This window comes from Pedobacter jeongneungensis (assembly GCF_000633455.1).
GTDB classification, from domain to species: domain Bacteria; phylum Bacteroidota; class Bacteroidia; order Sphingobacteriales; family Sphingobacteriaceae; genus Pedobacter; species Pedobacter jeongneungensis_A.
In genome coordinates, this window is record NZ_AYMG01000008.1 from 252,607 (window position 1) to 271,438 (window position 18,832).

At 40.3% G+C, this 18,832-nt stretch carries 9 protein-coding genes; 1 reads left to right on the top strand and 8 read right to left on the bottom strand.

The window, feature by feature from the left end; translation table 11 throughout:
* Positions 1 to 111: 111 nt before the first annotated feature.
* From U859_RS0107690 to U859_RS0107705, 4 genes are all read right to left on the bottom strand, one after another.
* Positions 112 to 1,164 carry an arabinogalactan endo-beta-1,4-galactanase gene (locus U859_RS0107690; RefSeq protein WP_025142825.1) on the bottom strand — a complete coding sequence of 351 codons (1,053 nt, stop codon included), beginning with the start codon at positions 1,162 to 1,164 and terminating at the stop codon, positions 112 to 114.
* Positions 1,165 to 1,319: 155 nt separating this feature from the next.
* Positions 1,320 to 2,432 carry a SusE domain-containing protein gene (locus U859_RS0107695; protein ID WP_025142826.1) on the bottom strand — a complete coding sequence of 371 codons (1,113 nt, stop codon included), beginning with the start codon at positions 2,430 to 2,432 and terminating at the stop codon, positions 1,320 to 1,322.
* 11 nt (positions 2,433 to 2,443) lie between these two features.
* Positions 2,444 to 4,051, bottom strand: a complete 1,608-nt coding sequence (locus U859_RS0107700) for a RagB/SusD family nutrient uptake outer membrane protein (protein WP_025142827.1) — start codon at positions 4,049 to 4,051, stop codon at positions 2,444 to 2,446.
* A gap of 28 nt (positions 4,052 to 4,079) precedes the next feature.
* On the bottom strand, positions 4,080 to 7,079 hold the full coding sequence (locus tag U859_RS0107705; RefSeq protein WP_029985562.1) for a SusC/RagA family TonB-linked outer membrane protein: 3,000 nt from the start codon (positions 7,077 to 7,079) through the stop codon (positions 4,080 to 4,082).
* 1,935 nt (positions 7,080 to 9,014) lie between these two features.
* Between U859_RS0107705 and U859_RS0107715 the strand changes: the two genes are divergently transcribed.
* Positions 9,015 to 13,097 (top strand): two-component regulator propeller domain-containing protein, encoded by a 4,083-nt coding sequence (locus U859_RS0107715; RefSeq protein WP_025142830.1) that lies wholly within the window; start codon positions 9,015 to 9,017, stop codon positions 13,095 to 13,097.
* A 296-nt stretch (positions 13,098 to 13,393) separates the two neighbouring features.
* On the opposite strand, the gene U859_RS0107720 is transcribed toward U859_RS0107715, so the two are convergent.
* From U859_RS0107720 to U859_RS0107735, 4 genes are all read right to left on the bottom strand, one after another.
* Entirely contained in the window at positions 13,394 to 14,284 is an 891-nt protein-coding gene (locus tag U859_RS0107720) for an SMP-30/gluconolactonase/LRE family protein (RefSeq protein WP_025142831.1), read from the bottom strand.
* Positions 14,285 to 14,412: 128 nt separating this feature from the next.
* Positions 14,413 to 16,173 (bottom strand): ABC transporter ATP-binding protein, encoded by a 1,761-nt coding sequence (locus U859_RS0107725; RefSeq protein ID WP_025142832.1) that lies wholly within the window; start codon positions 16,171 to 16,173, stop codon positions 14,413 to 14,415.
* Positions 16,157 to 17,893 (bottom strand): ABC transporter ATP-binding protein, encoded by a 1,737-nt coding sequence (locus U859_RS0107730; RefSeq protein WP_025142833.1) that lies wholly within the window; start codon positions 17,891 to 17,893, stop codon positions 16,157 to 16,159. The genes U859_RS0107725 and U859_RS0107730 overlap by 17 nt, the downstream gene beginning before the upstream one ends.
* 172 nt (positions 17,894 to 18,065) lie before the next feature.
* Positions 18,066 to 18,668 carry an LURP-one-related/scramblase family protein gene (locus U859_RS0107735; protein ID WP_025142834.1) on the bottom strand — a complete coding sequence of 201 codons (603 nt, stop codon included), beginning with the start codon at positions 18,666 to 18,668 and terminating at the stop codon, positions 18,066 to 18,068.
* Positions 18,669 to 18,832 lie beyond the last annotated feature (164 nt).

Sequence of the window (18,832 nt, forward strand, 5' to 3'; positions counted from 1 at the left end):
CGACCACAAGTTAGGTTATGTTAGTCGGGATTTGTAATCCCGACTGCACTAACTACGGATTTAAAATCCGTTTCTCGTTAGGCCCGGATTACAAATCCGGACCAACTCATGTTAAGGCAAAAACGCATCCATTGCAACCGTTGGTTTACCCGAATCGTCAAAAGCGCCCAATTTATAACCGCTCCAGCTATTGTAAGATTGCGGTTCCCAATAGAAAACCCCTAACCCTTTGTTATTTGGCAACGATTTATTCTTCGCTATTAAATCTTTAATAAAAGCTTTGCAGGCTACCGCTTCTGAAACTGGCATTCCCAATTCGCAGATCATTACTTCCGATCCATAGCGAGAAACCATATCCGTCATATTGGCCAAACACTGGGTATTTTTTGTCGACCAATCAGCAGCGGTAGGATACATCGACATGCCGATTACATCCCATTTGGCACCATTGTTCTTTAAGCCATCAAATATCCACCTAAATAAACTATTATCGTAACCATTGGAGATATGCACCACCACTTTCGAGGTCGGATTTACTGCTTTTACACCATTATATCCCGAAAGTACCAAATCTGCAAAGTTTTTCATATTTGCAGATGCTTTTCCATCGTTCCATAACATGCCGTTATTGGTTTCGTTGCCTACCTGTACCCATTCAGGCACAATTTTATTGTTTTTTAAAACCGTTAAAACCTCAACGGTATGGTTATAAACTGAAGTTTTCAAGGTAGCAAAATCCTGCGAAGCCCATGCGGCAGGTTTGTTCTGCTGTCCGGGATCTGCCCACGAATCGCTGTAATGAAAATCAATCAGTAAACGCATGTTCATGGCTTTTGCCCTTTTTGCCTTTGCCAAAACATCGGCGGTATTGCAATAGCCGGCAGCTGGATTCACCCAAACCCTCAATCGAATGGTATTGATGCCTTTATCTTTCAGAATCTTCAACAAATCCTGTTGATCACCCGTAGCATTGTAAAACTTTTTGCCCGCAGCTTCCATTTCCGTTAGCCAGCTTACATCGGCTCCTAAGGCATAAGTGCCTACCGGATCGGGAGCAGGATAAATCTGCGTTTCGCCTTTTATTGTTTTTTTGCAACCTGTATTGATCAGACTGAGCATTAACATAAGGCCCAGCCAGTTTATGGTTTTTATTTTTTTAAACATTTCTATATTCTTTAAATAAGTATTGAACTTAATCTTTGTATTATAGTTTATTCTAAATCGCCCGTCATTCCCGCGCAGGCGGGAATCCTAATATTCCATATACCTGCCAGCGCTTTAAGGTTCCCAATCTAGTTGGGAATGACGAAACGAGAAATTTATTTAATCGAATAAGTATAATTTCCGTCACCGGCACTTAAATCTAAAGTAACGGTGAATACACCTGTTTTGGTAACCGGGATATTAATACCGCCCCAGGTTGGCGCACCTGCATAAATCAATGCGCCATTGGCATCTACTTTATAACTGATATCGTAACCGCCGTTACAGGTAAATACGAAAGTTTTGCCCGCGGTTAAGGAAACATTTGCTGCAACCCATTTACCGGTTGTTGCATTATATATCAATGGCGTTGATGAAGTGCTCCAGGCATTGTCATCACCGGAGATAAAGAATTTTACGGGTGTATAGGTAATGGTTAAAGCATCTACATCAGCGTTTACTTTCATGTAAGCTGGTGCTGGTGTAAGGTATAAATTACCGCCGGTTAAGCTCATGGTTGTTGAAGTACCTCCCCAACCGTAAACTTTACTTGCATCTTTTGTTGATACCAGTTGAAAAGCATCGCCACCATAGCCATCGGCATTTGGTAAATTTAAATATCCCTCATATTTAGAATTGAATTTAGTTGAAGTGAGTACAAAACCATTGGTCCTTGCGGTTGGTGTTTTCCAGGAATTGCCTCCTTTTACCATCAGCGCCGGGTATTCGATGGTAGCTTTGTATGGATTAACCGTCATGGTTAAGCTCGAGTAGATTGGTTTGATGGTAGAAGCTGTTCCTGTATTTTGAGTTACTTCTGCTTTTAACCTTACAACTAAGGTACTTACGGCACCTGTTGGCAATAACAATTGATTGGCCAAAAGCGAATTAAAATCGGCACCCAAATAAGCTTTTTCTAAAGTACCTGTTGCAAGTTTAACGCTTATTGCATTGGCCCATGCATTTGCGCCTAAGGTATCGGCAGGCACATCAAACTCTAAAGAGTAAGTTGGGATAACACTCACGCCAAAGTTTGCCGCCTTAAAACTGAAGGTCACCACATTGGTGGCATCAGTTGCGGAGGTTAACACTAGAGCGGCTGCAGAGCTTTTAAAAGCGAGACTGCCTGCACTGGGTGGAGTAACTACATTTGTGCTATCATCTTTTTTGCAGCCGAAGAACAGGCTGATTAAAAGCAAAGTATAAAGGATATGAATAAATTTTTTCATGATAATTTAGATTAATAACCTGTATTCTGACGAAGATTTGGATTGGCCGAAAGATCGGTTGGAGGCAAAGGATAAAGATTGTACTTGCTGTTTACTGCTGTACCACCTTTAACACCGCCTTTCCATGCCCATAAATAGGCTGCAGTGGTAAATTTCCCGAAACGGATTAAATCTGTCCTTCGGGTGGCTTCGTACCAAAGTTCACGTCCGCGTTCATCTAAAATAAAATCGGTGGTTAAAGCACTCGACGTGATATTTCCGGCTGTACTGCCATTATAGGCACGGGTACGCAACTGGTTAATGTAAGTTAAGGCCTGCGTTAAACTGCCACCTGATCCGCCACGTAAAATAGCTTCGGCATAAGTTAAATAGATTTCGCCTAAACGGAATAGAGGAAAATCGATATCCGAAAAATCTTTGGCAATATCCTGATGCGGAGCCGGGCCACCAGAACGGGTTTTGTTGCGGTATTTGGTGCTCGAATAACCATCATTCGAAGTGTACAGATCGTTCACCTCCATATTCTGTCCTGACATATAAAACTGTGCCCTCGTATCTGTTGCGCCTGTTTTATCAGCAAAAAGATTCACAAACTGCTGGGTAATCCTTAATCCGCCCCAATCGCCATTCGATCCTGAAACTTCTGCCGGAACGTGTGCCGGACCATGCATCAGGTAAGTTGTGCCACCATAATTTTGAGTACTGGTACCATCGTAATTAATGGTAAAAATATTCTCATCCGTATTTAAGTGGTTATCGGCAATGGTTAGCTCGCGGTAATTACCATGAAGTGTATAACCCGCAGCGGTAATTTTGTTGCAGTAAGTAATCGCATCAGTATATCTGGCGGTACCGGTATATACTTCGGCATTTAAATATATTCTCGATAATAATGCCCACGAGGCAGCCTTATCGGCTCGGCCATATTCGTTAGCTTTCGGTGCTGCTAAATCATTTTCGATGGCCTTAAGTTCTGATTCTACATAAGCGAATAAATCTTTACGGCTAATCTGTTTTGGTAAGTCCTTGCCTCCTATTTCGGTAGTTTCGGTAACCAATGGCGGATTTCCGTAAATATCCATCAATACGGCATACTGATAAGCCCTGATAAAACGGGCCTCTGCCCTGAACTTTCGTACCTGATCTGCGTCAGCACCAACGATTCCTCTTTTATTTAAATTATCATCAGAAGATTGGTTGATGAAATCGTTACAAAGCGTAATCTGAAAAAATGAACGGTAATATAAACCATTAATGATCGAATTGATGGATGACCATGTCATTTCATGCAGGCCTTGAATACCGGCATCGTTCTGCCATGACCAAACGGCTTCATCAGTGGTGAGTTCCTGCAAATTCCAGTATAAACGCAAGAAATCGGAGTTTCCTTCATCTTTGATAATCTCTACCGGTATATCCGGCTGGCCAACCGATGCATTCCCGGTAAGGGCAAAAGCGCCGTAAACCTTAGCCAACGATTGTTTATAACCCGCGGCCGAAGTATATACTTTATCTGCAGTAAGATCATTGGTTGGTACCAGATCTAATTTATTGCACGATGTGGTAAAAATTACCGCAGTGCAAGTCAGCATGAATAGTTGTAAAACACGTGGTTTCATATATTTTTTGTTAAAGCAGTTCATCATCTTAAAAATTAACATTTAAGCCTAAAGAGAAAATACGTGGTCGGGGATAGATATTGTTATCCACTCCAGAGGCAACTTCCGGATCTAAACCTTTGTATTTGGTAATTACAAACACATTCTGTACGCTGGCAGTCAAGGCTAAGTTTGCTTTGGTTTTTAAAATCTGACCAAAAGCATACCCCAGGTTAACATTGTCCATTCTCAGGAATGAGGCATTTTGAACGTAGTAATCGCTCAATAACTGTTGTGTTTTAAAATTGGTAGTAAGGTAATTTGGCGAAGCATTTAAAATAACTGCCGTACCTAAAATCTGGTTTAGGTTACCGCTCTGGCTATAGTTATTATTGTACAAATAGTTACCTAAGTTAGCCCTAAGGGTGAAAGACAGGTTCCATTTTTTGTAGCTTAAATTATTGCTAAAACCCAGAAATACTTTAGGATCTGCCTGTTTTCCTTTTTTGAAATCGTTTTGGTTGATAACGCCATCCCCATTCTGATCTACATAAACGCCTTCAATCGGGTTTCCGTTCTGATCGTAAGTCTGCTCAAATAAGTTGAAGGTATTCTTCGGTCCGCCAACTGCATTGATAAAAGCATTTTGGCCCCCAACGCCGCCTGAAATGGTTCCACTTGGAAAGCCTGCATAATTTGGATCGTTAGGTACCACCGTTAAATTGGTAATGATATTTTTGTTATAAGTAGCGTTAAAGCTGAAATCCCAATTGAAGTCTTTTTCTTTTACCGGATTAAAGTTCAGGGTTAACTCCACCCCTTTATTTTCCATATCGCCAACATTTACAACTGCAGTTGCGGCAAAATTTGTTCCGGCAGGCTGAGGGATTAAATTTAATAAATCGCTGGTTTTCTTGCGATAAACTTCCAATGTTCCCGTAATGCGGTTATCCAAAAATCCGAAATCTAAACCGATATTGGCTGTGGCGGTTTCTTCCCATTTCAGATTAGAGATGTAAGCACTTGGACGGTACATCTGGTAAAAGATATTTCCAAATTGATAGGATGCATTTAGCGAGCTCAGGCCATAAGTAGACATATATCCGTAGTTAGGAATTCCATCCTGTTGCCCTGTAATGCCATATCCCAAACGTAATTTCAATGTAGAAATGATTTTGCTATCCTTTAAAAAAGACTCATTTTTAATTGTCCATGCTAAAGCTGCCGATGGGAACACCCCATATTTATAAGCAGGCCCGAAACGTGATGAACCATCTCTGCGGATTGTTCCCGTTAACAGGAACCGATCATCGTAATTATAGTTTAAGCGCCCAAAGTAGGAGATTAAACGGTTTTGTGGTTTGTTAAAAGCAAAAGCAGGGGTAGCATTGGTCTGATTTCCACTTGCATCAAAATTTGCATAAAAATACTGTGTGGTTAAATAATCATTATAAGAATAACCTGCCGTTGCATCTACCCTACTTTTGATTGATTTAAATTCTTTAACATAGTTGAGGTAAAAATCCAGAACGGTATTTCTCCTGTTTTGTTTATATTGATTATTTACACCATTGCCAAGGCCATTTAAATTACCTACAAATGCTTCGGCTGCGTTTGGATCAACGAAAACAGTACCTTTTCCTGAAGCCACATCATAAGCAGCGTTTAAATTAGCGTGTAATTCTGGCAAAAAATGAAAACTATAATCCAGTTGAACGTTACCGATGCTACGCATTGGTTTTGCACGGTCTTCTCTTTGCTCCAATAAACCCACCGGATTACGGCCAACCAGATTCACCAATCCTGTTGGTGTAGTAGAATCCAGCCATTCCCAATAGCCATTATAGTCTGATCGGTTGGTATAAGTAGCTTGTGTAGGGTCGAAACTTACCGCACCACCAATAGCGGCCGTATTTGCGAAACGCGTTTTCTGCATACTTCCTTTCAGGTTAATATCCAGTTTGAGGTGATTATCAAAAAACCTTGGATTAAAAACAAGTGCAGCTGAAGTTTTCTGCAATTGATCAGTTCTTAACACACCAGTTTGATTTTGATAACCAATGGATAAACGATAAGGCAGTTTTTTAATCCCTCCACTTATACTGATGTTGTTATCGGTAGAGAAACCGTCCTGATAAATCAAATCCTGCCAGTTGGTATTAAATGTACCCAATTGTGCTTTTTGTGCTGAAGTACCTTTTGCATTTACAATCGAGCGGATTTCATCAGCACTCAACACATCTAACTGTTTGGTTAATGTAGAAACAGAATTAACTGAATTGAAAGTCACTTTTAAGGCATCACCCAAACCTTTCTTCGTGGTGATGATGATTACCCCATTGGATGCCCTTGCACCATAAATTGCAGCTGCGGAAGCATCTTTTAACACCGTGAAAGTTTCAATATCATTCGGATTAATAAAACTTAAAGGATTTGATGCACCTGAAACACCCCCACTTTCCAAAGGTACCCCGTCGATCACGAATAATGGATCGTTACTGGCATTTAATGATGAACCGCCACGGATACGGATGGCGCTCCCGCTTCCTGGCTGACCGCTGTTTGAAGTAATGGAAACACCCGATACTTTACCTGATAACATTTGCTCTGGTGTGCTGATACTCCCTTTTTGGAAATCCTTAACACCTACCACTGCTACAGAACCGGTAAGATCTTGTTTTCGCGTAGTTCCGTAACCTACCACTACCACATCATTTAAAGTAGAAGCATCTTCTATTAAGGTGATGTTTAAAGTGGTGCTTTTAGAGACCGGAACTTCCTGAACTTTATACCCCACCGAGGTAAATTCGAGGATGCCGGCTTTCGCAGGTATTTTGATACTAAAATTTCCGTTTGCATCAGTAGAAGTGGCAATCGCGGTTCCCTTTAAGCGAACACTTACACCTGGCATACCTAAATTATCGGGGGCTGTTTTAACAACTCCGCTAATGGTGGCTTGCTGTGCAAAAAGATATCCATGGGTAAAAATCAATAGTAAAAGCATTAACATTCGCTTGTTACTCCTGATGAAAGATGTAAAAATGTGCATAGAATATTATGGTTAGAATTAACGATACAAATGAAGGCTTTATGGCTTTATCAGCTTTGTGCTATTGTTCATTTCTTTTGTGCTAATCGACATATTATTGGTTTGAATCGCGTATTAAGCGTTATTTTAATACAATCGTTCTAAACGCTTTGCGTCATTCCCGCGCAGGCGGGAACCTTAATGCAAACTAAAAACCTCGCTAAAGCATTAAGATTCCCAATCAAGTTGGGAATGACGATACGCGGCTAACTCACGCGCCCGTCATTCCCGAGCAGGTGGGAACCTTAATGCAAACTAAAAACCTCGCTAAAGCATTAAGATTCCCAGTCGACCCGATAGCTATCGGGTTGGGAATGACGATCGCGCCTTAACCCCTCATACGTCATTCCCGCGCAGGCTTGAAGCCCAATGTAACCTACAAATCAGCGAAAGCTTTAAGATTCCCAATCAAGCTGGGAATGACGATACGCGGCTAAACCCCTCGCCCGTCATTCCCGCGCAGGCGGGAATCCTAATGCAACCTACAAATCAGCGAAAGCTTTAAGATTCCCAATCGAGTTGGGAATGACGATCGCGCCTAACCCACTCGCCCATCATTCCCGAGCAGGCGGGAATCCTAATGCAACCTACAAATCAGCAAAAGCTTTAAGATTCCCAATCGAGTTGGGAATAACGATACGCGGTTAACCCAATCGCCCGTCATTCCCGCGCAGGCGGGAATCCTAATACAAGCTACAAATCAGCGAAAGCTTTAAGATTCCCAATCAAGCTGGTAATGACGATACGCGGTTAACCCAATCGCCCGTCATTCCCGCGCAGGTGTGAACCTTAATGCAACCTACAAATCAGCAAAAGAATTAAGATTCCCAATCAAGTTGGGAATGACGATCGCGCCTAACCCAATCGCCCGTCATTCCCGCGCAGGCGGGAACCCTAATGCAATTTGCAAATCAGTGAAAGCATTAAGATTCCCAATCAAGTTGGGAATGACGATCGCGGCTAATCCAATCGCCCGTCATTCCCGCGCAGGCTCGAACCCTAATGCAACCTACAAATCAGCGAAAGCTTTAAGATTCCCAATCAAGTTGGGAATGACGATACTCGGCTAACCCAATCACCCATCATTCCCGAGCAGGTGGGAACCTTAATGCAACCTACAAATCAGCGAAAGCGTTAAGATTCCCAATCGAGTTGGGATTGACGATCGCGGCTAACCCAATCGCCCGTCATTCCCGCGCAGGCGGGAATCCTAATGCAACCTACAAATCAGCGAAAGCGTTAAGATTCCCAATCAACCCGATAGCTATCGGGTTGGGAATGACGATCGCGGCTAACCCAATCGCCCGTCATTCCCGCGCAGGCGGGAATCCTAATGCAACCTACAAATCAGCGAAAGCATTACGATTCCCAATCAAGTTGGGATTGACGATCGCGGCTAACCCACTCGCCCGTCATTCCCGCGCAGGTGTGAACCTTAATGCAACCTACAAATCAGCGAAAGCCTTAAGATTCCCAATCAAGTTGGGAATGACGATCGCGGCTAACCCACTCATACGTCATTCCGCGCAGGTGGGAGCCCTAGTGCAACTTACAAATCAGCAAAAACTTTAAGATTCCCAATCAAGTTGGGAATGACGATACGCGGCTAACCCAATCGCCCGTCATTCCCGCGCAGGTGGGAGCCCTAGTGCAACTTACAAATCAGCAAAAACTTTAAGATTCCCAATCAAGTTGGGAATGACGATCGCGGCTAACCCAATCGCCCGTCATTCCCGCGCAGGCGGGAATCCTAATGCAACCTACAAATCAGCGAAAGCTTTAAGATTCCCAATCAAGTTGGGAATGACGATACGCGGCTAACCCACCAACCCATAAAAAAGGTTCATAAAAATCAATTATCTTTATCGCCTCAGAACCATCCCACCAAACAATCAAATGAACGCGTTAACGAGAACCATTCTCCTGCTCCTCCTTATTTTTTCAACAGGGAACATCAGCGCGCAAAATTTAAAGTTTAAACACGTTAGTGTAGAAGACGGACTATCGAACAGTACCATCGAATGTATTTTTCAAGATTATAGGGGTTTTATCTGGTTTGGCACACGAGATGGCTTGAACAAATATGATGGCAATCAAATCACCGTTTTTAAACACAGCAAAAACGAAAACAGCATCAGCGATAATTTCATCAGGTGTATTTTTGAGGATAAAAACCACAACCTTTGGATCGGTACATCAGATGGGCTGAACAGGTTTAATGCCGAGAAAAATAATTTCACAATCTACAGATCCATAGACAAAAAAAACCAGACCAATAATATCATCACTTCGGTTAAAGAAACAACAAAGGGGATTTGGATTGGCACATATGGTGGCGGACTTAACCTGCTTGACAAAACCACGAATACCTTTAAACGATATCCAGATCCATCTGATCAACCAAAAACCAGCCGAAAAGATTACATCAACGATTTATACTGCGATGCTGCAGAAAATGTCTGGATGGCTACTGATGCCGGCATTCATGTTCTAAACCTTAAATCAGGCAGCCTAAAAGCCATAAAAACATTAGAAAATGAAACCTTTAGGGTAATTAAAAAAGATCAAGATGGTTCATTTTGGTTTGGAACAGAAGAAAATGGTTTAATCCATTACGATCCCAGCAAGAACATCGTTAAAACCTATCAACATCAGGAAAAAAACAGCAATAGTATTGGCAGTAATCTGGTGAGGGCTATTGTTTTCGATAAACAGAAGAACCTTTGGATAGGTAGTATAAATGGAGGTTTGAACCTCTTTAACCCCAAAACCGAAACATTTACACATTATCAGAATGAACCAGGCAACGCCCTTAGTTTATCGCAACGCACCGTTTCGGCGCTTTTTGTAGATCAGCAAGAAAATTTATGGATCGGCACTCACCGTGGAGGGGTAAATCTTTATAGTCCGCAGGCAGAAAAATTTAAACTGGTACGTCAGGAGCCTAATAAAAACAGTTTAAGTTATAATGATGTTAGGGCCTTTCATGAGGATAAAGCTGGCAATATCTATATCGGAACCGATGGTGGCGGACTCGACATCTATAACAAAACAAGTAAAACCTTTATCCACCATCGCTATAACCCTTTTAATCCCAATAGCATCGGTGCAGATGCCATTTTGGATATCACAGAGGTAAAAAACGGCATGTTACTGGTTGGTACATGGGCTGGCGGATTAAACATGATGCATAGCGATGATTCTTTTACCCGCTTTAATCACAGCGCTAATCCTAATTCTATTTCTTCGGATTATGTACAGAAAACCTTTGAAGACAGTAACGGAAACATCTGGATAGGCACTTACTACGGCGGATTGAACCTTTTTGATGCACAGACTAAACAATTTAAACGCATTACAGAAGGGAAAAACGGCAGTAAATTAAGCGGAAATAACATTGTTGCCATTAATGAAGATCAATATAAAAACCTTTGGATTGGTACAGATGACGGTGGCTTGAACTGTTATAACCTCAATACTCAGGTATTTACGCATTATTTTATGGGTGATGGGAAAAAGCCCGACTTAAGGGTAATTTTTATCGACAGCAAAAGCAATTTATGGATTGGGCAGGCCGGACTTTACCGTTTTAACCGTACAAAGAACAAATTTGAGCTTTATACGACTAAAGCAGGCTTATCAACCGAGTTTATAAAAGGAATTACGGAGGATGACAAAGGCAATTTCTGGATCTCTACGGCCCATGGTCTTACCAGATTTAATCCTCAGCACGAAAATTTTAAAAAATACAATACCGGCGATGGTTTGCAGGGACTTGAATTTGAAACCAATGCGTACTTAAAAACACGGAGCGGAGAAATGTTTTTTGGAGGAATAAACGGTTTCAACTCTTTTTTTCCAGATGATATCCAAACCAATAAATTTATTCCACCCGTTTACCTCACGGAGTTTCAGATCTTTAATCAGAAAATCTCACCAAATACAGAAGGATCTACTCTAGAAAACGACATCAGTTATACCAAAGAAATCAAACTGGATTACGATCAGGCTTCGATATCGTTCCGCTTTGCCAGTTTAAACTATGTATCAAATGAAAACAACAATTATGCTTATAAACTGGAGGGTGAGGATAAAGACTGGATTTTTGCAGGCCATGTGAAGCAGGCATTTTACACTAATCTCGATCCCGGAACATACACTTTTAGGGTTAGGGCATCAAATAATGACAACGTTTGGAATACTACAGGAACAGCTTTAAAAATTACTATCTCTCCTCCTTTTTGGGCAACCTGGTGGTTCAGGCTAATCGTTATAGCAACTGCTTTATACTTAACCTATTTGGCACTCAGTTTTAAACGCAGATTGGAGATCAGAAAAATAGAGGAAGAAAAAAGAGAAGAAATCCACCAGACTCAACTGCAGTTTTTCACCAATATTTCGCATGAGTTCCGCACTCCCCTTTCGTTAATATTGGGGCCGATTGAGCGCCTGTTGAAGGAAGATACACAAGAAAGTTTCCAAACATACTATAATACCATCCACCGTAATGCCAACCGTTTACTGAGACTCATTAACGAATTAATGGATTTTAGAAAAACAGCATCAGGTGCTTTAAAACTTAATGTAGTAAACGGAAACCTGAATCTTTTTATTGATGAAGTAGCAGAAGAGTTTTCGGAGATGGCGGCTGAAAAATCGATCAGTTTTACGGTTGAAAAAGAAAATCTTCCAGCCGATATTTGGTTCGACAGACAGGTGATCGAAAAAATCATCCTTAACCTGATTAATAACTCCATTAAATATACTAAAGCTGGTGGAACGCTTAAACTTCAGGTATTTACAGATCTGAGCGATCGCAAACCGGCTTTCGAAAACCAATTACTGATTAAAAGTGATTATGAAGCCAATTCCTACATCTATTTCCGCGTAGTGGATAGTGGTATCGGAATTTCGAAAGATTCTATCCAGCATTTATTTGAGCGTTATTACCGGATCACCGAAACACATTTGGGCTCTGGCGTAGGTTTGGCTTTTGTAAAAAGCTTAACCATGTTACATAAAGGATTGATCCAGGTATCGAGCGAGCGGAATGAAGGAACAGAAATTATTATCGGTATTCCAGGCAATAAAGCAGATTATACGTTAAGCGAACAGTTTAGTCAAAACAATGAGCCTGGAGGAACCCGTTTAGAAAGCATCAGCTATCGATCAGAAACTGAAGTAACACAACCGGTTACTGAACAAACACCTGCAGATGCTACTACCAGTATTCTTATTGTAGATGATAACGAAGAATTAAGGGCATTTTTAAAAGATACTTTAAGCTCTTTTTATGCTATTTCAGAAGCTTCGGATGGCCATTCAGGACTTGAGAAGGCTCGAACAGACCTCCCCGATCTGATTATTAGCGATGTAATGATGCCCGGCATGAACGGAACTGAGTTTTGCAGACGCATTAAGGAAGATATAGAAACCAGCCATATTCCATTTTTAATGCTCACGGCCAAAAATAGCATTGAAGCCGAAATTGAAGGGGCTGCTTCTGGTGCCGATCTGTATTTCACTAAACCCATCAACACTAATCTATTGCTGCTCACCATCAAAAATATTTTTGAGCAGAGGCAAAAATTGAAAGAGCATTATCTAAAAAATAAGGATACTGAACCCAGGGCACTTGCCCATTCGGAAAAGGACAAAGCCTTTTTAACTAAGCTGCTTTCAATCATTGATGCCGAAATGATTAATCCTGAATTGGATATCGACTATTTATGCAAAGAAATCGGCATGAGCAGAACCAAACTTTACCAGAAAATAAAATCGATCACAGGTCAATCTATTGGGGAGTTTGTTAGATCCGCAAGACTCAGAAAAGCGATAGAAATTATGAAAACCGAAGATGTACTTATGACAGAGGTAATGTACCGCATAGGTATACAAACACAATCGTACTTTACAAAGGCTTTTAAAAAAGAATTTGGAGTAACGCCAACAGGCTACATGCAGAATTTAAAATCCTGAGATGGATTATTATAAATTCGTCACCCTGAGCGTAGTCGAAGGGACTATCTGTTCAGTACACTTAACCAAACCCTTTAGCATCTGAAACCTTATCTATAGGATCAAATAAAAGTAAAAAAGCCCTTCAATCCTGAGAGGGCTTTTTCATAGTCGTCTATCCCTATAAGTAGGAACCCAAAACTAAATAATGCGTTTAATATTTTTAGGGGTTGAATAAACTGAACAGAAAAAAATTTTGATTTAGTTCACACTCGTTTTTCTGGCTTTAAATGCTTTTAAACGACTAAAATCATCAGTTACTCTACTCCTTTTGCGTTTACCGGAATAACGTATATCGATTTTGAAGCCGTGATAAATAGCATATTTCTATCCTTTCCACCGAAACAAATGTTACCACACCACTCTTCAGGCACATCAATATGGGCTATCTTTTCGCCATTTGGTTTGTAGATATTCACTCCTTTTCCAGTTACGTAAATATTTCCATTGCTATCTAAAGTCATCCCGTCAGAGTGCTGGTTAAGGATAAGCTGCCTTTCTGATAATTTGGCATCTGCGCCAATCGCATAACGGTAGGTTTTGTTTGCGCCCATATCGGCTACGTACAGGAATTTACCATCAGGCGTACCTACAATGCCATTTGGTTTTACCACATCATCAGCCACAACAATGGCTTCTTTTTTACCCTTTGGAAGATAATATACTTTTTGTCCCTGAATTTCAGGTGATTTTCTGGTCCAGTAATCGCGTTGATAATATGGATCGGTAAAATAGATACCATCTTTATTATCCAACCAGATATCGTTTGGTCCGTTTACCTTTTTGCCTTCATAATCACTGAAAAGCACTTTTATTTTTTTGCTTTTATTGATAGACCAGATTTGGTTATTTTCGTCGGCACAAACAATAAGGTTGCCTTTTTTATCAAAATAAGTACCGTTTGCCCTTCCCGATTTATCCATATACAAACTCAGTTTGCCATCAATGTCATATTTCCAGATTTTATCATTAGGCTGATCCGTAAAAAAAACGTTCCCATTTTTATCAACCGATGCACCTTCTGTAAACTTAAATTGTGAAGAAATCAATTTTAAACTATCCTGAACAAAAAGATTTTGCGCGGCACTTTGCGCAAAAGAAGCCAAACTTAAGGCCGAAAAGGCCAGAGAGAAGAAATATTTTTTCATTTGTGTTTTTTATTAATGTTAGTCGGGATTTGCAATCCCGTCTATTCGAACCAAGGATTTAAAATCCTTTATTGGATTGCAAATTCACAACTCATACAGTCGAGATTACAAATCGCGACCAACCTAAATTAACTTACCCGTTTCCCTTTCAGTAACATATTCAGTGCATCGTTCAGTGTTCCTGCTTTTTGCACTTCACCTTCATTTACAAAATAAATTTCATCGGCGTTTTCGATGGTATTTAAACGGTGGGCAATAATCACCAGCGTGGTTTCTTTCGAAAGTTTGTTTAAAATACTGCCCAAAAGCTGTTCAGTGATGGTATCAATGTTTGCGGTAGCTTCATCCAAAATCAATAGTTCCGGATTCCGTAAAACCGCACGCATAAAAGCAATCAGTTGCTTCTGCCCTAAACTGATGCTATCAGATCCTGAAGTAATCTGTGTGTTTAGTCCCTCATCAAAAATAGCCAAAAGAGCATTCAGGTTGGCTTCTTCGATTATTTTTTCAAGCTCGGCATCGCTAACCTCTTTATATTGACTGTTACCATATAAAATGTTTTCTTTTACAGTTCCGGTAAATAAAAATGGTTCTTGTAAAATGAAACCTATTTTTTGTGTCCTTTCTTCAGCAGAAAATGAACGGATGTCTTTTCCATTTAATAAAACGGTTCCCTTGGTGGCATCGTACAAACGGGAAATTAACGAAGCTGTTGTGGTTTTTCCGCCACCTGTCGGACCGATCAATGCATAAGTTTTACCCTTCTCGAACCTTAAATTGATGTTATGCAGGATTTCTTTACTATCATCATAAGAAAAGTGTACATTTTTGAATTCCAGCAAGGCATCAGAAGTAACCGTTTCATTCACTGCTATTTGTTTTAAATTACTCTCTAACGATAAGATTTGCGAAATCCTGTCCCAACTTGCCATGGCCACCTGAAAACTGGTCCAAAGTGCTGCTAACTGTCTTAATGGGTTATAAAAATTTGTCGTGTAAGAAATATAACTCACCAATAAACCCAGCGTAAAATTGCCTGTTGAAATTAAATGAATACCGAACAACAAGGTGATCAACTGGGCTACACTAGATAATAAGCCATAAACGGGTACAAATATATTATTGGCCAAACCTGCGCCAATTGCTGTTTTGTAGTTTTGATTATTTGCCTCGTCAAAACGTTTTCTAAAATAATCCCTGCGGTTAAAGGCAATAATCACTTTAAAATTATTGAGGCTTTCCTGGATTTCAGCACTCATTCCGCCCACACTTTTTAAGTTTTTAGCATTTTTTGCTTTTACCCAGGGCGATAATGCCACTGTAAAAAGTACAATAATCACGGCAGGCGCAAGTGTAGCGGCTCCTAATTCCAGGTTAATGGAAAGCAGGAAAATACCGGCCCCAATCATGGTTACAATACTGCCGATAAATTGCATTAACGACTGCGAGAAAAACTGGTTCAGTTTGTCCGTGTCGTTATTTACCCTCGAAATCAGATCACCTGCCTTATTCTGGTTAAAAAATGAAACCGGAAGTTCCTGTAATTTATTAAATATCGCGTTACGTAAAGTATAAAGCATCCGCTGCCCTACACCACCCATTAACCTGGTTTGAGTATAACCAGTAGCCATGGCAATCATATACATCACCAATAAGATACCGCCAAAAATAAGCACACCATGAAACTGTTTGGTGCGGATATAGGTATCAACCGTATGGCCTATCAATAACGGGCCTAAAAGCAATAAACCAGAATTGACTAAAATGGCAATCAGTGCCAGCCACAGGTTTCGTCGTTCGGCAGAAATCAGTTTTAGCAGGCTTTTCAGCGCTTTATAAGTCGATTGCTTTTCCTGCTTGTTGCTGAGCTGGTTAAGATTGTAGTTCATAATTACTGGTGCTCTGTTGTGAATTGTAAATCTGAACATATTCAGGACTGCTTTTCAGCAATTCCTGGTGGGTTCCTTCTGCAATAATCTCGCCCTGCATCAGCAGGATTACTTTATCATAATGTTCAACAGAAGCTATTTTTTGGGTAATGGAAAGTAAAGTTAAACCCGGATAATTCTGCTGAATATTCTCCAGAATCCTCTTTTCAGTATTGGTATCAACACGGGCGGTAAAATCATCCAGCAATAAGATCTTCGGATTTACAGCCAGTGCACGCGCAAGCATGATCCGCTGTTTTTGTCCACCAGATAAGCTATTTCCCCGTTCAGAAACAATTGTGTTCAATTGATCAGGCAAAGCATCAACAAAATCTTTCAGCTCGGCTGTGGCAATGGCTTTAGCTAAAGATTCATCCGTAACCGTATCGCTAAAGGCAATGTTCTCCCTGATGCTCATATTAAACATAATGCTATCCTGAAAAACAAAACCCACCTGTTGATGAAAATCTTCCTGTTTATATTGTTTAATCTCCTGCCCATCATATAACACCGATCCAGTATCAGCATCGATCAAACCTGTTAATATATAAAGCAACTGTGTTTTACCCGCAGCTGTTGGGCCAATAATCGCTGTTTTAGATCCTGCTTTTGCAGAAAAAGAAACCGACTTTAAAATTGGTTTTTGTCCAAAACTTAAGCTGATTTCTTTCGCTTCCACATCTCCTCTTAATGATGTAGTCAATGTTCCCGGATGGTTAATTTCCTTGGCATTCAGCACACTCTCAATCCTTTGATAAGATGCTGTAGCCTGTGCAATGACGTTGCTCATAAAGCCGATTACCAAAATCGGAAATATAATCAGTGTGAGATAACTGCTGAAAGCGGTAAATTCTCCCAAGGTCATCGAATTGGTAATCACAAAGTGACCACCCAATACCAAAATACATAATCCAGCTAAATTGGCCGTAAAAACAATAACCGGAATCAGCGCTGCAAACATGCGGAGGATAGATATACCTAAATCTCTTGCTTTCGCATTAGCGTCTAAAAACTTGTTGTATTCCAGCATCTGCGAATTGATTACGCGGATCAAAGCCGAGCCCATTATACTTTCGCTGATTACCTTGTTGAGCCAATCGATTACTTCCCTGCTCTTTTTAAAAAGCACCCTTACTTTGCTCAATACATAAAAAAATGCACCGCCTATAATGGGTACAATCGCAATCACACATAATGCCAGTTTCCAGTTAATCATAAGCAGCAGGATACTGGCCCCAACAATTAAAAAGATAGATGAAGCAATGGAAACAATGGCCTGCGAAACAAACATCTTGATTGAATCGGCATCTGCAGTAAGGTTGGTAAGCAATTTAGAAGGATTGGCCTGAATAATATAAGCGTGGCTTTGCCTCGAAATCTGATCAGAAAGTTTTGTCCTTAAATCTTTTGCCACACGCTCTGAAGCATAGGTTTGCACAATACTTTGTAAATAAGTAAAGATAAAAACAAGTACAATAGCCAGCGAAAACTGGAAAAGTATGCTTTTTAAGTCGAAGGTTTTGTTGGTATAAGAATCGATACCGCTGGCAATAATCTTTGGTAAAAGCAAATTAATGCCATTACTGAGCAGGGCAAATAGGATCAGCAGAAAAATTAAGCCCCGATAATTTCCAAGTAAACTGAAAATACCTGGCTTTTTGGCTTCTTTGGTTTTTTTCATATCAATGAAGATACCTTAAATTGTTGATCCCAAATTTAGCCGAATTAATTGATATCGTTTGTAAGAAAATTATTGATGAAGAAGGTTTTATTATAAATAGGCGAGTAATTAATACATTAAATTACTCGCCCACCCAACAGTTAATCAATTAACCGTTTAAACAATTAACCAGCTATTTACTTTCTTTCAAAACCATATCAATCGTAATCGCAGTAGCCACAATCGCAACTTTCTGATTGCTTTCTGCGTAACTGGGATCAATGGAAACATTGTATTTATCGGCAGTGGTAAAAATTTCTTTCATGGCACCCGCCCATTTTTTGCTGATCTTGCCCATTTCTGCACCTGCGTTATTGGTGATGGTAAAATTCCAGGCTTTCCAATCGCCGGATATTTTGGCAATTTCTTCTCCTGTTGCCGGACTTGAAATGGTAAACGTTGGCTTGAAAAATTTAAATTTTTGTTTAATAATGCCCACTTCAACACCAAGCGGATCGGTAACCATAATTTTCGACATCCAGAAGGTCCAGCCCCTTGTAATGGTAGCCTGTAACTGATCGTTTGTATCGGTAATTTCAAGTTTAAAGGGCATCATACGTTTATCAATCAATAAAGTTAAAGCCTTTTGCCATCCTGAAATGCGCTGTTTAATAATCCCGATCTGAGCGCCCTGATCGTTGTACACCTTGTACTCGTTTGCAAACTTTAAAAAGTTGACTTTCTCATCAATAAAATATTCGTCGCTTAAAAAAAATGGAGGAATCTGCTTGTTCATTCTGTAGATATATTTTTAGGTAAGCCGCTAAAATATATAATTTTTTTTTATTGCCCACACCAATGCAGGTTGTCATCCTGAGCCTGTCGAAGGAGCCACAGATGCACAGATTAACAAGGAGGCATTTCTGCAATATGCCAACCAATGAACAAATGACCAGTGAA

What these genes read in the sequence shown, in the direction of transcription:
- U859_RS0107690 (WP_025142825.1), bottom strand. Translation starts at nt 1,164, where the DNA reads ATGTTTAAAAAAATAAAAACCATAAACTGGCTGGGCCTTATGTTAATG.
- U859_RS0107715 (WP_025142830.1), top strand. Translation starts at nt 9,015, where the DNA reads ATGAACGCGTTAACGAGAACCATTCTCCTGCTCCTCCTTATTTTTTCA.
- U859_RS0107730 (WP_025142833.1), bottom strand. Translation starts at nt 17,893, where the DNA reads ATGAAAAAAACCAAAGAAGCCAAAAAGCCAGGTATTTTCAGTTTACTT.
- U859_RS0107720 (WP_025142831.1), bottom strand. Translation starts at nt 14,284, where the DNA reads ATGAAAAAATATTTCTTCTCTCTGGCCTTTTCGGCCTTAAGTTTGGCT.
- U859_RS0107705 (WP_029985562.1), bottom strand. Translation starts at nt 7,079, where the DNA reads ATGCACATTTTTACATCTTTCATCAGGAGTAACAAGCGAATGTTAATG.
- U859_RS0107735 (WP_025142834.1), bottom strand. Translation starts at nt 18,668, where the DNA reads ATGAACAAGCAGATTCCTCCATTTTTTTTAAGCGACGAATATTTTATT.
- U859_RS0107725 (WP_025142832.1), bottom strand. Translation starts at nt 16,173, where the DNA reads ATGAACTACAATCTTAACCAGCTCAGCAACAAGCAGGAAAAGCAATCG.
- U859_RS0107700 (WP_025142827.1), bottom strand. Translation starts at nt 4,051, where the DNA reads ATGAAACCACGTGTTTTACAACTATTCATGCTGACTTGCACTGCGGTA.
- U859_RS0107695 (WP_025142826.1), bottom strand. Translation starts at nt 2,432, where the DNA reads ATGAAAAAATTTATTCATATCCTTTATACTTTGCTTTTAATCAGCCTG.